This is a genomic window from Kribbella sp. NPDC043289 (assembly GCF_056436705.1).
The window spans coordinates 634,631-650,171 of record NZ_JBWKCB010000002.1; the positions used below are offsets into that span (position 1 = coordinate 634,631).

The window sequence follows — 15,541 nt, forward strand, 5'->3', positions numbered from 1 at the left end:
CCTAATCGATGAGGTCGGATGATCGGAGACTTGCGATGACGCTCGAGGCACGACAAGCGGCCGTCGCCACCCGCGAGGGCAGTGGCGCGGTGGGCACGGTCGAGGCGCCGCGGCGCGGGCGCTGGATCGACGTCTGGGATCCCGAGGACGCCGGGTTCTGGGCCGCGAAGGGCCGTGCGGTCGCGCAGCGGAACCTGTGGCCGTCGATCTTCGCCGAGTTCCTCGGTTTCTCGGTGTGGCAGCTGTGGAGCATCGTCGTGGTGTCGATGCCGAAGGCCGGCTTCGGCTACAGCACCGACCAGTTGTTCTGGCTGGTCGCGCTGCCGAGCCTGGTCGGGGCGACCCTCCGGTTGCCCTACACGTTCGCGGTACCGCGGTTCGGCGGCCGGAACTGGACGGTGTTCTCTGCGCTGCTGCTGCTGATCCCGACCATTGGTCTGTCCTACTTCATGACACAGCCGGACACGCCGTTCTGGCTGATGGCGCTGGTCGCGGCGACCGCGGGTGTCGGTGGCGGAAACTTCGCCAGCAGTATGACGAACATTTCCTTCTTCTTCCCGGAAAAGGAAAAGGGTTTCGCGCTCGGCGTGAACGCGGCCGGCGGAAACCTCGGCGTCGCCGTGGTGCAGCTGCTGGTGCCGATCGTGATCGTCGCCGGTGCCGGCCTGACCCTGAACCGGTCCGGCCTGATGTGGCTGCCGCTGATCGCGCTGGCCGCGGTCTGGGCCTGGAAGGCGATGGCGAACCTGTCGGTCGCGAGCTCCTCGTTCCGGACCTCGATCGCCGCCGCGAAGCGCCCGCACACGTGGGTGATCTCGTTCCTCTACATCGGCACCTTCGGGTCGTTCATCGGCTTCGGCGCGGCGTTCCCGCTGCTGATCAAGACCACCTTCCCGGACGTCACGCCGGCCCACTACGCGTTCCTCGGCGCCCTGGTCGGCTCGGTGTCCCGGCCGTTCGGCGGCAGGCTGGCGGACCGCGTCGGCGGTGCCTGGGTGACGGTCTGCTCGTTCGTGGTGATGGGGCTCGGCATCGGTTCCGCGATCGTCGCGCTGAAGGCGGAAAGTTTCCCGGCGTTCCTGATCAGTTTCCTGGTCCTGTTCGTCGCCAGCGGCGTCGCGAACGGGTCGACGTACCGGATGATTCCGGCGGTGTTCCGGCTCACCACGGTGGACGACCCGGGCCGCGCCCGGCGCGAGGCGGCGGCGTGTATCGGGATCGCGTCGGCGATCGGCGCGTACGGCGGTTTCCTGGTACCGCGGGGGTTCGCGATGTCGACGAGTCACTTCGGCTCGCTGATCCCGGCGCTGTACGTGTTCTGCGGCTTCTACGTGCTGTGCCTCGGCGTGACGTACTTCTGCTACCTGCGCAAGGGCGGCCCGCTCAGCCGGGAGCGCGTGTGACTCCTGAGCCCACGCAAGTCCCGACGCACTGCCCGTACTGCGCTCTGCAGTGCGCCACCACGCTGCACCCGGTCGCGCGGCCGGGTGCGGTGGAGGTACGGCCGCGCGATTTCCCCACCAACCGGGGTGGGCTGTGCCGTAAGGGCTGGACGGCTCCCGACGTACTCACGGTGCCGGACCGGCTCACCGTGCCGCTCGTCCGCAATGCCGCGGGCGAGCTCGAGGAAACGAGCTGGGACGCGGCGCTGGACTTCGTGGCCGCGCGGATCCGGGCTCTGCAAGCGGCCCACGGGCGGGACTCGGTCGCGGTGTTCGGTGGCGGCGGGTTGACGAACGAGAAGGCCTACGCGCTCGGCAAGTTCGCGCGGGTCGCGTTGCGGACGGCGAACGTGGACTACAACGGCCGGTTCTGTATGTCGTCGGCGGCCGCCGCGACGAACCGGGCGTTCGGGATCGACCGGGGACTGCCGTTCCCGCTGGCCGATCTGGGGACCGCCGGAGCTGTGCTGCTGGTCGGGAGCAACATCGCGGAGACGATGCCGCCGGCGGTGGCGCATCTGGACGGTGCCCGGGGCGCGGGTGGACTTCTGGTCGTCGACCCGCGCCGCTCCGCCACGGCCGGACTGACCACCGAAGGCGCCGGGATTCATCTGAAGGCGACGCCTGGCACCGATTTGGCGCTGGTGCTCGCGCTGACGCACGTGGTGCTGCAGGAAGGCCTCGCGGACCGCGACTATCTCAACGACCGTACCGACGATCCCGATGCGCTGATCCGCTCCACGGCTTCCTGGTGGCCCGAGCGGGCGGAGCGAGTGACGGGCGTGCCGGCGGCGACGATTCGCCAGGCCGCGCGCGTGCTCGCTGCGGCCGCGCCGGTAAACGGTGGAGCCGGGGCGTTCATCCTCACGGGTCGCGGGGCGGAGCAACACAGCAAGGGCACGGACACTGTGACAGCGTGTATCAACCTCGCGCTGGCACTCGGACTGCCCGGTCGGCTGGGCAGCGGCTACGGCTGCATCACCGGTCAAGGCAACGGGCAAGGCGGCCGGGAACACGGTCAGAAGGCTGACCAACTGCCTGGCTACCGCAGTATCTCGGACCCGGCCGCCCGCGAGTATGTCGCCGGCGTCTGGGGTGTCGACCCCGACGAGCTGCCCGGTCCGGGCAAGAGTGCCGTCGAGCTGATCAATTCGTTGGGGACGACCAACGGTCCGAAGGCGTTGTTCGTCCACGGAAGCAACCTGGTCGTCTCGGCTCCACATCTGTCATCGGTCCGGGAACACCTGTCGTCGCTGGACCTGTTGGTCGTGGCCGACGTAGTGCCGTCGGAGACCGCGCTGCTCGCGGATGTGGTCTTCCCGGTCACCCAGTGGGCCGAGGAGGACGGGACGATGACGTCCCTCGAGGGGCGGGTACTGCGGCGGCGTACCGCGGTGACCGCGCCTGGTGAGGTGCGGAGTGATCTCGCGGTGTTCGCCGGGATCGCCGAACGACTCGGGGTCGCCGGGTTCTCGACGGATCCCGCGGAGGTGTTCGAAGAACTGCGGCGGGCGAGTGCCGGCGGGAAGGCCGACTACTCAGGCATCACCTGGGACCGGCTGGACGACGAAGAGGCGCTGTTCTGGCCGGTGCCGCACGACGGGCACCCGGGAACGCCCCGGCTGTTCGCCGACCGATTCGCGACGGTGGACGGGCGAGCGCACGTCGTACCCGTCGAACATCGGCCGGTGGCGGACGATCTCACCGCCGACGCCCCGATGTACCTGGTGACCGGACGGTTGTTGCAGCACTACCAGAGCGGTGCGCAGACGCGCCGCGTTCCGGAGCTGGCCGAGGCCGAGCCGGAGGTGTTCGCCGAGATCCACCCGCGGGTGGCGGCGCAGCTCGGGATCGGCGACGGGCGGCCGGTGCGGTTGCGGACCGCGCGCGGATCGATGGTGCTGTCGGCGCGCGTGACGGACGACGTCCGGCCGGACACGGTGTTCGTGCCGTTCCACTTCGGTGGGGCCGAGGCGGTCAACGAGCTGACCAACGACGCGCTCGACCCGGTCTCGCGGATGCCCGAGTTCAAGGCGTGTGCCGTGGAAGTCACCGCCGCTGCCCTTCCGGCGACGGGAGTTCCGGCATGAAGGTTGTCATCATCGGCGGCGGGATGGCGGGCCGTCGCCTGGCCGAGTTACTCGACAACAAACCCTCGTACGACGTGACGCTGCTCGGCGACGAACCGTCGTACAACCGCAGCAGGCTGACTGAGTACGTCGCCGGCCGCGCGGAGGTTGCTGTTGGCAACGAGCCGGTAGCGCGCGTGGCCCGTGTGGATCGTGGTCGGCGGGTGGTTGTGGACGAAGCCGGTCGCGAGTACGCGTACGACCATCTGGTGTTCGCGACCGGTGCCGTTCCGGTGGTTCCGCGGGGCGCCGAGAACGGGCTGCTGCTGCGGTCTGTCGAGGATGCGCGCTCCCTGGTCGCGGCGGCTGGTCGGACGCAGCGCGTGGTCGTGCTCGGTGGCGGGGTACTCGGGGTCGAGACAGCGTGTGCGCTGCGGGAACGCGGGCTAGCGGTCACCGTGGTGCACGACGGCGGAACGCTGCTGGACAAGACGGTCCGCGCGTCAGCCAGTCGCCGGGTGACGCGAGCGGTACGGCGCCTCGGGGTCGAAGTACTGCTGAACAGCACGTTCGCGGGAACTGACGCTGATCTGCTCGTCGTTGCGTGTGGAGTGCGGCCGCGGACCGAACTCGCGACCGGGCTGACCGTTCGCACCGGGATCGTCGTGGACGACACGTTCACGAGTGTGGACGACGAACGAGTGCACGCGATCGGCGACTGTGCCGAGATCGACGGCCGAGTCACCGGCACCGTCGAATCCGCCTGGATGCACGCGGAAGCGCTGGCGCAGCACCTCACCGGGCAGCCCGTTGAGGTGCCCGACCACGAGGTCGTGCGGGTGACGGCCGGTGGCCTCGACCTTCTGGTTCTCGGTGATCAGGACGAGGCCGGCGAAGTCGTTCGGCTCGAGGACGAGAGCCGGTACGTGCGGGCCGTCCTGCGGGATGGAGTGGTGCGGTCAGCCGTCGCGGTGGGTGCACCCGACGTGGCCGCGGAACTTGTATTGCTGGCGGACCGGGGGACACCCGTCAGCGCGGACGGGTTGCTTGCGGCGCCCGCCGTACCGAAGAAGAAGGTGCCGACAGTCTGTCGGTGCAACGGGGTGACCCGGGCCGCGATCGAAGCGGCCTTCCGTGGGGGTGCCGACAGTGTCGCCGGCATCGCCGCCACGACGCGGGCGACCACCGGGTGCGGCAGTTGCACCGGTGCCGTCGGCGAACTGCTCGACCGCTTCCGGCGCGGCGAGACCGAACCAGTCCCGAGCAGGAGGGCGACGATGGCAGAGCTGAAGAAGGCCAAGCACGTGGTGGTGGTCGGCGGTGGCATGGTGGCGCACCGGCTGGTCGAGGCGCTGCGGCAGCGCGACACCGGGACCAGCTACCGGATCACCGTGTTCGCCGAGGAGCCGCGGCTTCCGTACGACCGGGTCGCGCTGACCAGCTACTTCTCGGGCCGCGACCCCCACGACCTGTCGCTCGGCGACCCCGAGCTCTGGGACGACCCGGCGGTGAACCTGCGCAAGGGCGTGCTGATCAGCTCGATCGACACCACGGCGAAGACCGTCACGACCGCGCGCGGCGAGCAGATCGGGTACGACGAACTGGTCCTGGCGACCGGCTCTGCGGCCTTCGTCCCGCCGGTGAAGAACAACGACGCGCAAGGCTGCTTCGTCTACCGGACCATCGACGACGTCGCCGCGCTCCGGGTCTACGTGGAGCGGCTGAAGTCCGAGGGCCAGCAGGTCAGCGGTGTCGTCGTCGGGGGCGGTCTGCTCGGCCTGGAGGCGGCCGGCGCGCTGCGGGCGCTCGGTGCGGCGACGAAGGTTGTCGAGTTCGCGCCGCGGCTGATGCCGTTGCAGGTCGACGAGGGCGGTGGATCGGCGCTGGCCCGGCTGATCGAGGGACTGGACGTCGAGGTGCTCACGGCGACGCAGTGTCAGCGGGTGAAGCTGACCTCCCAGGGTTCGGCGCGCGCGATGGCCGTTGCCGACGGCCCCGATCTGCCGGCCGACGTGGTCGTGTTCGCGACCGGTGTCCGGCCGCGCGACGAGCTCGGCCGGGAGGCAGGGCTGGCGATCGGCGAGCGCGGCGGTGTGGTCGTCGACGAGGCCTGCCGTACGTCGGTGCCCGGCGTCTGGGCGATCGGTGAAGTCGCTTGTATCGAAGGACGCGTGTGGGGTCTGATCGCGCCCGGCTACACGATGGCCGAGATCGTCGCCGACCGGCTGCTCGGCGGCGAGGCGACCTTCCCCGGCGCGGACACCTCGACGAAGCTCAAGCTGCTCGGCGTCGACGTCGCGAGCTTCGGCGACGCGTTCGGCGCGACCGAGGGCGCACTGGACATCGTGTACGCCGACCCGGTGGCCGGTGTCTACAAGAAGCTCGTGCTGTCCGACGACGCCCGTACTCTGCTCGGCGGCATCCTGGTCGGCGACGCGTCGGCGTACTCCGGTCTGCGGCCGATGGTCGGCCGGGAACTCGGCGCGGACCCGGCAGCGTTCCTGCTGCCGGAAGGCGCCGCGCCGGTGCAGCTCGAACTGCCGGACGACGCGCCGGTGTGCTCGTGCAACAACGTGTCGGCGGGGACGATCCGCTGCGCCGTTCGCGACGAGGGCTGCGGCGACATCAAGTCGGTGTGCGGCAAGACCAAGGCGGGAACGAGCTGCGGGTCCTGCCTGCCGATCGTGAAGAACCTGTTGAACACCGAGCTCACCAAGGCCGGCGTCGAGGTCAGCAAGGCGCTCTGCGAGCACTTCGCGCTGAGCCGGGCCGAGCTGTTCGACGTCGTCCGGATCACCGAGCTGCGGACCTTCAGCGAGATCGTCGAGCGGCACGGCACCGGGCGTGGCTGTGACATCTGCAAGCCCGTGGTGGCGTCGATCCTGGCCAGCACCGACCCGGCCGGGCACGTGCTCGACGGTGAGCGCGCGACGCTGCAGGACACCAACGACCACGTGATGGCGAACATGCAGAAGGACGGCACGTACTCCGTCGTGCCGCGGATCCCCGGTGGTGAGATCACTCCCGAGGGCCTGATCGTGATCGGCGAGGTCGCGCGGGACTTCGGGCTGTACACGAAGATCACCGGCGGTCAGCGGGTCGACCTGTTCGGAGCCCGGATCGAGCAGTTGCCGGCGATCTGGACGCGGCTGGTCGAGGCCGGGTTCGAGTCCGGCCACGCGTACGGCAAGGCGTTGCGGACGGTGAAGTCCTGCGTCGGGTCGACCTGGTGCCGGTACGGCGTGCAGGACTCGGTCGGGATGGCGATCGCGCTGGAGCTCCGGTACCGCGGGCTCCGCTCACCGCACAAGCTCAAGCTCGGTGTCTCCGGGTGCGCGCGGGAGTGCGCCGAGGCGCGCGGCAAGGACGTCGGCGTGATCGCGACCGAGAAGGGCTGGAACCTGTACGTCGGCGGCAACGGCGGGATGACGCCGCGGCACGCCGAGCTGCTCGCGTCGGACCTGAGCGACGAGGAGCTGTTCCAGGCGATCGACCGGTTCCTCATGTACTACATCCGCACCGGTGATCGCCTGCAGCGGACGGCGGTCTGGATGCGGGAGCTCGAGGGCGGGCTGGAGCACGTGCAGGACGTCGTACTGAACGACAGCCTCGGGATCGCCGCCGACCTGGACGCCGCGATGGCCAAGCACGTGGACTCGTACGTCGACGAGTGGCGCGCGACCCTGAACGATCCCGACAAGCTGGCCCGGTTCGTGTCGTTCGTGAACGCGCCGGACCAGCCGGACGCCGACCTGCGGTACGTGGTCGAGCGCAACCAGCCGCGTCCGGCCACCCCGGCCGAGCGCGGGCAGTTGGAGCCGGTGCTGCTGGCCGGCCCCCGATTGGAGGTACGCCGATGAGCGTCACAGCCGTGAGCTCGACAGTGATCTGCCGGTACGACGTCCTGCTGCCGGAGCGTGGTGTCGCCGCGCTCCTCGGGGACGGGCAGATCGCGCTGTTCCGGACCCACGACGGGCAGGTGTTCGCGATCGGCAACACCGATCCGTTCAGCGGGGCGAACGTGATGTCGCGGGGCATCGTCGGCAGCCGCGGCGACGTACCGACGGTGGCGTCGCCGATGTTCAAGCAGGTCTTCGATCTGCGCACCGGTGTGTGCCTGGACGACGCGGAGGTGTCGTTGCCGGTGTACCCGGTGCGGATCGTCGACGGTCAGGTCGTGGTGGGTACCGGTGAGCACTAGGTCCGGCCCGCTCAACGGCTGCACGATCGCGATCACCGCGCACCGGCGCGCGGAGGACCTGATCGCGTCGTTCGAACGGCGCGGCGCGAAGGTGCTGCACGCGCCGACGCTGCAGATCGTCCCGGTCGCTGACGACCACGCACTGCTGGAGGCGACCCGGCGGGTGATCGCGAACCCGCCGGACGACGTGGTGGTGACGACCGCGGTCGGGTTCCGCGGCTGGATCGAGGCGGCCGACACCGCCGGGCTGGCCGCGGAGCTGCTCGGAACATTGGAGCAGTCGCGGATCCTCGCGCGCGGTCCGAAGGCGCGCGGTGCGATCCGGGCCGCGGGGCTCGTGGAGCACTGGTCGGCGCGGTCCGAGACCACGGCCGAGGTGGTCGATTGGCTGCGCAGCCAGGGGGTCGTGGGGCGGAAGATCGTCGTCCAGCTGCACGGGTTGTCGGATCCGGCGCTGCAGGACGCGTTGCGGTCGGCCGGCGCCTCGGTGCGCGGGCTGGAGGTGTACCGCTGGGGCCCGGCGCCGGACCCGGCGATCGTCGAGCGGATGATCTCCCAGATTTGTACGGGAACGGTGGACGCGGTCGTCCACACGTCGGCGCCCGGCGCCCAGGCGATGCTCGACGCGGCCGCGTTGAACGGGCAGTACGACGCATTGGTGTCGGCGCTGCGCACAGGGCGGGTGCTGAACGCCTGCGTCGGTCCGGTGACCGCCGGACCATTCGTGACGCTGGGGCTGGAGCCGCTCGTTCCGGATCGCTACCGCCTCGGTGCGCTGATCCGGATCGTCACCGATCGGCTCACCGATGACAACGCGCGGTCGATCGAGACCGAGTTCGGTCTGCTGGTGATCCGCGGTGGCGCGGCGGTGCTCGACGGCGTCGTACTGCCGCTCGGGCCGGGTCCGCGCGCGGTACTGGCCGCGTTGGTGGCCGCCGGCGGGGACGTGGTCTCACGGCCGGAACTGCTCGCCGTCCTGCCCGGTGCGGAGGACGTTCACGCTGTCGAAGTCACCGTCAACCGCCTGCGCACCGCCGTCGGCCGCCCGGAACTGGTCCGCACGGTGGTCCGTCGCGGCTATCGCCTGGCCGTAGAACCCGCGGGAGTCCCCACATGACCGACCTCATCGCAGTCGCCCACGGCACCGCGGATCCTGCAGGGATCGCGGTGGTTCACGAGTTGGTGCGCGAGATGGCGCGCCAGCGGCCGGATCTGCCGGTTTCGCTGGGCTTCGTCGACCTCCTGCTGCCAACCCTTCCTGACCTCGCGCGCCGAGTGGCGACCGATGCCGACGACGCCGTCCTCGTCCCGCTCCTGCTCAGCTCGGGCTATCACGTGTACGTCGACATCGCCGCCGAAGCCGCCCGCTGTCCCCACAAGCTTCGCGCCGCCGATGCCCTCGGGCCCGACCCCGTCCTCGCCGACATCCTGGCCGACCGCCTTGGGGACCTGTCCCGGGTCGACCAGGTGGTCCTCGCCGCCGCGGGTTCGTCCGATCCGCGGGCGCTGATGGATTGCGAGGAGACCGCGAAGTTACTGGCCGAGCGCGTCCACCGACCTGTTGCCGTCGGCTACCTTTCCGGTGCCGGCGAACGCCTGCCGGCGGTCCTGTCCCGCGTGCACGGTCGCGTCGCGGTGGCGACGTACCTGCTGGCTCCTGGTTTCTTCGCCCGCCGGGTACGCCGACTCGCCGGCCAGCGCTTCGTCAGCCCACCGCTCGGCGCCGACCCGCGGCTCGCCGAGCTCGCCCTGCACCGCTACGAGGCCGCCGTCCGTCCGTCAGCCATCGCTGTCTGACGGGCGAACGGTCCGCCGTCCGTCCGGTGCGTGCCAGGTCGCGCCGGTCTGCCGGACGTACTCCGCGACGGCCTCGTCCAGGGTGGGCAGGAAGTGCCGCGGGTCGATCGTCCGGGTGAGTTCGTACCGCTCGATCTTCGCGCGCACCGGATCCTTCATCTCTGCGAAGACCAGCGAGATACCGCGCTCGTTGAGCCACGCGTCCAGCTCCTGCAGCATGTCGGACGCGGTGGTGTCGACGTCGGTGATGGGTTCGGCGGCCACGATGATCCACTGCAGGTCCGGGTCGTCCTCGGTCAGCTCGCGGATCTTCTCGCCGAACATCCGCGCGTTCGCGAAGATCAGCGGCGCGTCGAAACGGTAGACGACCAGACCCGGCAGCAGGTCGGCGTCCGGGTAGCTCTCGGTGTCGTGCAGACCCGCGACCCCTTGCACCCGGCCGAGCTCGGCCTGGTGCGGCCACCACGTCCGGCGGAACACGTTCAGGATCGAGAGCGCGACCGCGATCAGGATGCCGGGCAGTACGCCGAGCAGCGCCACGCCGAGCAGTGCGGCGATGGACAGCCAGAACTCGGTCCTGCGTTGCTCCCAGAGCCTGCGGGTTCCGGCGATGTCGGCCAGCGACAACGCGGCGGCGATCACGATCGCGCCCAAGGTCGGCTGCGGTACGTACTGCATCACCGAGGTGGCGAAGAGCAGCACCACCGTGATCGTCGCGGCGCCGACGACACCGGTCACCTGGGACTTGGAGCCGGCCTGCTCGGCGACGGCGGTGCGGGATCCGCTGGTGCTGACCGGAAACCCCTGGAAGAGGCCGGCCGCGATGTTGGCGGTACCGATTCCGATCATCTCCTGGTTCCCGTGCACCCGTTCGCCCCGGCGGGCCGCGAAGGCCGACGCCGTGGACATCGTGTCCGCGAGCGCGACGACGGCGATCGCCAGCGCACCCAAGAACAGCGGTGGCACATCACCCCAGGTGACGTGCGGGATCGTGAACGGCGGAAAGCCCTCGGGCAGTACGCCGACTGTGTCGACACCGTGGGACTGCAGGTCGAATGCACCGACCACGACGGCGGCGAGCACCACGACGATCAGGACGCTCGGCAGTTTCGGCAGGAACCGGTTCAGCAAAAGGATGCCGGCCAGCGATCCGATGCCGAGGAGTGCCGCCGTGGTGTTCGCCTTCCCGTCCGCGAGCCCCGACACGAAGGCCCGGAACTCGGCCAGCAGCCCGTCGGCATCGATCGAGAACCCGAACAGCTTGGCCAGTTGACCGACCACGATGGTCAGGGCGAGCCCGTTCATGTAGCCGATCTGGGTCGGCTTCGACAACAGATCCGCGACGAACCCGAAGCGGGCCACCCCGGCGACCACCATCACCACACCGACCATCAACGCCAGCATCGAGGCGAGCGCGATCGCCCGCGCCGGGTCACCGTTGGCGAGCAGCAGCGGGGCGAGCGTCGCCGCGATCATCGGTCCGAGCGACGAGTCGGGACCGAGCACCAGCACCTTGGACGGCCCGAAGACCGCGTACCCGAGCAGGCACAGGATCGACGTGTACAGACCGGTCACCGGAGGCAGCCCGGCCAGCTGGGCGTACGCCATCCCCTGCGGTACGAGCAGCGCCGACAGGACCAGGCCCGCGACGATGTCCTTCGGCAACCACGATCGCTGGTACGACCTGGCCAGCTCGATTCCAGGGACGAACTCCCGCCACCTGGGCGGTCTCGATTCGGCAGGCTCGCCGGGCGCAACCATCGCGGTCGCGGCCTAGCCGGCTTCGAACGGGTCAGGTGCCGCCCCCTCCGGCGACTGGGCCTCGAGGGTCTTCTTGATGTCCAGGAGCGCCTTACGGGCATCTTTGTCGATCGTCGGGAAATGCGGATCGATCTCCATCAGCGCGTTGGCGATCACCGCGCCCGCGGCGATCCGCGCGTACCACTTGCGGTCGGCCGGGATCACGTACCAGGGCGCCCACGTGGTGCTGGTGTTGGACAGCATCTTCGAGAACGCCCGCTGGTAGTCGTCCCAGTACTCCCGCTCCCGGACGTCGGCCGAGGAGAACTTCCAGTTGTGGTCCGGGAGATCGATCCGCCGCAGGAAACGGGTCCGCTGCTCCTCGTTGGACAGGTTCAGGAACAGCTTGACGATCTTGGTGCCGTTGCGGCTGAGGTGCCGCTCCCATTCGTTGATCTCCTGGAACCGGTGTCGCCACACCCCTTTGCCGCGGGCGCTCTTGGCCAGGTGCTGCCGCTCGAGGAGCTCCGGGTGCACGCGGACGACGAGCACCTCCTCGTAGTGCGAGCGGTTGAAGATGGTGATCTCGCCACGCCGGGGGAGTTGCAGCCCGTAGCGCCACAGGTAGTCGTGATCCAGCTCCTCGCTGGTGGGCACCTTGAAGCCGTGCACGTCGACGCCCTGCGGGTTGACCCCGGTCATCACGTGCCGGATGGTTCCGTCTTTACCGCCGGCGTCGAGGGCCTGCAGGACCACGAGTACGCCGTGGGTGTGCTGCGCGTACAGGCGGGCCTGGTACTCGGACAGCAGGTCGGTCCCCACGGCCAGCAGTTGCCGGCCCTTCTTCTTGGACCGGACGGTGCCCTTGAAGGACGGGTCGAAATCCTTGGCGAGCTTCACCTTCGAGCCCGGTTCGACCCGGAACGGCTCGATGAAATCGGCGATCCGTTCTTCCCGTGATGTCATGCGTTCCCCCTGACCTCGGACCCGCTACGGGCACGTTGTGGCGCGACGGCGTACTCCGGGCTCAACGTCGCCGGCCGCGGGTGCCGGCGCCTCCTGATCGCCTTCGCCACCTCGACGACGATCGGCAGGACCGCCGCCAGACCGGCGCAGACGAGCCACTCGCGCGGGCTCAGGGTCTGGGTGGACAGCCCCTTCTGGAGCGTCGGCAGTTGGGTGCCCAGGAAGAGCAGGGCGAACGAGATCAGTCCGATCCCGACGGCCTTCAGGATCGGTGCGGTCAGGCCGCTGGCCGGGTCCCGCCGGTTGACCAGTGCGTTGAAGATCGTCCCCAGACCCATCACGGCGAACGTCATCGTCATCGACGTACTGGCGCTGTCGGGTTTCGGGTCGTCCGGTCCGAGGATCAGCGGTCCCAGCGCGGCCAGGAACAGCACCAAGGCGTAGCCGAGCCACATCGTCACGGCGCCCCGGTTCGTGATCGGTACGCCGGGATCGCGCGGGGGCCGGTGCATCACGTCCGGATCGCCCGGGTCGACCGCGATGATGATCACGCCGACCGCGGTGGCGACGAACAGCAGGTACAGCACCATCGACGGTGTCATCGCCACGCCCTGGTTGATGTCGAACACCGTCGCGGCGAGGTACAGCAGGACCAGCGCCAGCAGCTGCGTCATCTGGTACCGCACGTACGACACGACCTTGTCGTACACGCGCCGGCCGATCTGCACGGCGTGCACGAGGGTGCCGAAGTTGTCGTCGGTGAGCACCATCCGCGCGGCCTGCTTGGTGACCTCGCTCCCGGTCCCCATCGCGACACCGATGTCGGCCTGTTTGAGCGCGGCCGCGTCGTTGACCGCGTCACCGGTCATCGCCACGATCAGGCCCAGTTCCTGCATCGTCCTGGCGAGCCGCAACTTGTCCTGCGGTGTGACCCGCCCGAACACGTGCAGCTGCGGCAACCGCTGCTTCAGCTCCTCGTCACTGAGCGCCTTCAGTTCGGTGCCGCTGAGCGCTCCCGGACCGAGCCCCAGCTCGCCGCCGATCGCCTGCGCGGTGACCGCGTGGTCACCGGTGATCATCCGTACGTCGATGCCGGCCGTGAGCGCCGTACGGACGGCATTCTTGGCCTCTGCCCGTAGCGGGTCGATGATGCCCGCCATCCCGACGAACGACAGGTCGTGGGTCAGCGCCATCGGGTCGCTGGTCATCGTGGCCTGTTCGTCGTCGGCGACCAGGCGGGCGGCGAACGCGAGCACCCGCAGGCCCTTCTGCCCCATCTTCAGGTTGGCGTCGTCGATCCCGGCGCGCGCCTCCGTCATCGGCACCTGCGAGCCGCTCAACGGACCACCGGCCTGGGTGCACCTCGCGACGACCACGTCGGGTGCTCCCTTGACCAGCTCGATGAGGTGCTCGACGCCGTCGACGGTCGCCCGGTGGAACGTCGCCATGAACTTGTACTCGGAGTCGAACGGGACCTCGGCCAGCCGCGGGTAGGCCTGCCGGGTCTGCTCCGCGTCGATGCCGAGCTTCGCGGCCAGCACCACCAGCGCCGCCTCGGTCGGGTCGCCGATCACCGACCCGTCGTCGTTGACCACCGCGTCGCTGTCGAGCGCCAGACCGAGGCCGAGCCGGCTGAAGTCCGGTACCGGGGTGCCGGCCACCGAACGGATCGCGCCGCTCTTGCGATAGCCCTCGCCGTCGACGGTGAACCAGGATCCGCTCGCGTACAGCGTGGAGACCATCATCTGGTTCAGCGTCAGCGTCCCGGTCTTGTCGGTGTTGATCGCGCTGGTGGCACCGAGCGTCTCGACGTCGGTGAGGTTCTTCACCACCGCCTTGGACGCGGCCAGCTCCTTCGCGCCCAGTGACAGCAGGCCGGAGACGAACGCCGGCATACCGGTCGGGATCGCCGAGATCGCCATCGCGGTCCCGAGCAGCAGCACGTCCTTGCCCGGCAAACCACGGATCAGGCCGGCGATCACGATCACCGCGACCGCGCCCCAGGCGATGATCGCGAGCACCTTCGTCAGCGAGTCCAGCTCGCGCTGCAACGGCGACCGGGTGCGCTTCACCGAGGTGAGCATCGTCGCGATCTGGCCCATCTGCGTCTGCATCCCGGTCGCGGTGACGAGGATCGTGCCGGTGCCGCGGGTCACCGAGGTGTTCTGGAACAGCATGTCGGTCTGGTCGCCCAGTGCGACGTCACCGGCCGGGAGCGCGCCGGCGTCCTTGGCGACCGGGGCGCTCTCGCCGGTGAGCGCCGCCTCCTGCGCCTCCAGCGTCGCGGACCGGACGATCCGCCCGTCGGCCGGCACGATGTCGCCCGCCTCGACCTCGATCAGGTCGCCCGGGACCAGTTCGGTCGCCGGGATCATCGTCACCTCGCCGCCGCGGGTCACCCGGGCCTGCGGCACCTGCATCTTGGACAGCGCGTCCACGCTGGCCCGCGCGGTCAGCTCCTGGCGGGTGCCGAGCCCGATGTTCAGCAGGATCAGCAGGGCGACGAGGATCGCGGTGGAGACCTCGGCGATCAGCAGGCTGACGATCACGACGGCGATCAGCATCAGGTTCATCGGGTCGCGGACCTGGGCGAGCGCGACGGCCCAGATCGACGGCGGCTTCTCGGCCGCGATCTCGTTCGGGCCGTACGACGAGAGCCGGTCGGCTGCCTCGGACGCGGACAACCCACCGGCCGCGTCGGACCCGGCCGCGGTGATGACCGCGTCGGCATCCAGCGAGTACGCCGGTTGCTCAGTGCCGGTCGATGATGGCGCTGTCATGCCGGTCTCGCTCACGAACTTTCCCCCTCCGCCTCGTGGACGGCGGCCCCGCATCACACGGTAGACCAGCAGCGCCGCGTGCCTATCGTCCGTACTGGGGGAGATTCAGTGCGTGCGCAGCGCGGCCAGGTCGGCCTGACAGCGGGCCTCGACCTCGGCGAGGTCCACCAGGGTGTCCTCGATGTCCTGGCGGCGTTGCTCGAGTTCGGCGCGGCGGTGCGCGATCTGGTCCAGCAGGTAGACGAGCTGGCCCTCCTCGCCGGGCTCGGCGTCGTACATGTCGACGATCGTGGCGATCTCGCCGAGCGAGAAGCCGAGGCGTTTGCCGCGCAGGATCAGGCCGAGGCGGACCCGGTCGCGCGGGTGGTAGACCCGCGCGGTACCGCGGCGTTCGGGCGTGAGCAGGCCGCGGTCCTCGTAGAACCTGATCGTGCGGAGGGTCACGTCGTACTCGGTGGCCAGCTCGGCGATCGACCAGGTCTCGGACGGCACCTGGCTGTTGTGCATGGGCCTAGCGTGCTTTACGTTGACGTAAGCGTCAAGCAC

General features: G+C 69.8%; 10 protein-coding genes. 6 read left to right on the plus strand and 4 right to left on the minus strand.

The annotated features are described in order from the left end of the window. The first annotated feature begins 35 nt into the window (after positions 1 to 35). From AC0662_RS14850 to AC0662_RS14875, 6 genes are read left to right on the plus strand one after another with little or no spacing between them, the layout of a single operon-like run. Complete coding sequence (locus AC0662_RS14850; RefSeq protein WP_478301004.1) at positions 36 to 1,403, plus strand: MFS transporter; 1,368 nt, start codon at positions 36 to 38, stop codon at positions 1,401 to 1,403. Further along, a complete protein-coding gene (locus tag AC0662_RS14855; RefSeq protein WP_478301006.1) occupies positions 1,400 to 3,532 on the plus strand; it encodes a molybdopterin oxidoreductase family protein in 2,133 nt (710 codons plus the stop codon). The genes AC0662_RS14850 and AC0662_RS14855 overlap by 4 nt, the downstream gene beginning before the upstream one ends. After that, a complete protein-coding gene (gene nirB, locus AC0662_RS14860) occupies positions 3,529 to 7,371 on the plus strand; it encodes a nitrite reductase large subunit NirB (RefSeq protein ID WP_478301008.1) in 3,843 nt (1,280 codons plus the stop codon). The genes AC0662_RS14855 and nirB overlap by 4 nt, the downstream gene beginning before the upstream one ends. Then, a complete protein-coding gene (nirD, locus tag AC0662_RS14865) occupies positions 7,368 to 7,712 on the plus strand; it encodes a nitrite reductase small subunit NirD (RefSeq protein WP_452199265.1) in 345 nt (114 codons plus the stop codon). The genes nirB and nirD overlap by 4 nt, the downstream gene beginning before the upstream one ends. Next, complete coding sequence (locus AC0662_RS14870) at positions 7,702 to 8,829, plus strand: uroporphyrinogen-III synthase (protein ID WP_452199267.1); 1,128 nt, start codon at positions 7,702 to 7,704, stop codon at positions 8,827 to 8,829. Before nirD ends, AC0662_RS14870 begins: the two co-directional genes overlap by 11 nt. Further along, positions 8,826 to 9,509: a sirohydrochlorin chelatase gene (locus AC0662_RS14875; RefSeq protein ID WP_478301010.1), complete on the plus strand. Its 684-nt coding sequence runs from the start codon at positions 8,826 to 8,828 to the stop codon at positions 9,507 to 9,509. Before AC0662_RS14870 ends, AC0662_RS14875 begins: the two co-directional genes overlap by 4 nt. On the opposite strand, the gene AC0662_RS14880 is transcribed toward AC0662_RS14875, so the two are convergent. From AC0662_RS14880 to AC0662_RS14895, 4 genes are all read right to left on the minus strand, one after another. Further along, complete coding sequence (locus AC0662_RS14880) at positions 9,492 to 11,270, minus strand: SulP family inorganic anion transporter (RefSeq protein WP_452199271.1); 1,779 nt, start codon at positions 11,268 to 11,270, stop codon at positions 9,492 to 9,494. The genes AC0662_RS14875 and AC0662_RS14880 overlap by 18 nt on opposite strands. 12 nt (positions 11,271 to 11,282) lie before the next feature. Continuing rightward, complete coding sequence (locus tag AC0662_RS14885) at positions 11,283 to 12,215, minus strand: polyphosphate kinase 2 family protein (RefSeq protein WP_478301013.1); 933 nt, start codon at positions 12,213 to 12,215, stop codon at positions 11,283 to 11,285. Beyond that, positions 12,212 to 14,995 (minus strand): cation-translocating P-type ATPase, encoded by a 2,784-nt coding sequence (locus tag AC0662_RS14890; RefSeq protein WP_478301015.1) that lies wholly within the window; start codon positions 14,993 to 14,995, stop codon positions 12,212 to 12,214. The genes AC0662_RS14885 and AC0662_RS14890 overlap by 4 nt, the downstream gene beginning before the upstream one ends. A gap of 105 nt (positions 14,996 to 15,100) precedes the next feature. Further along, complete coding sequence (locus AC0662_RS14895) at positions 15,101 to 15,502, minus strand: MerR family transcriptional regulator (RefSeq protein WP_452199277.1); 402 nt, start codon at positions 15,500 to 15,502, stop codon at positions 15,101 to 15,103. Between the last annotated feature and the right edge of the window lie 39 nt (positions 15,503 to 15,541).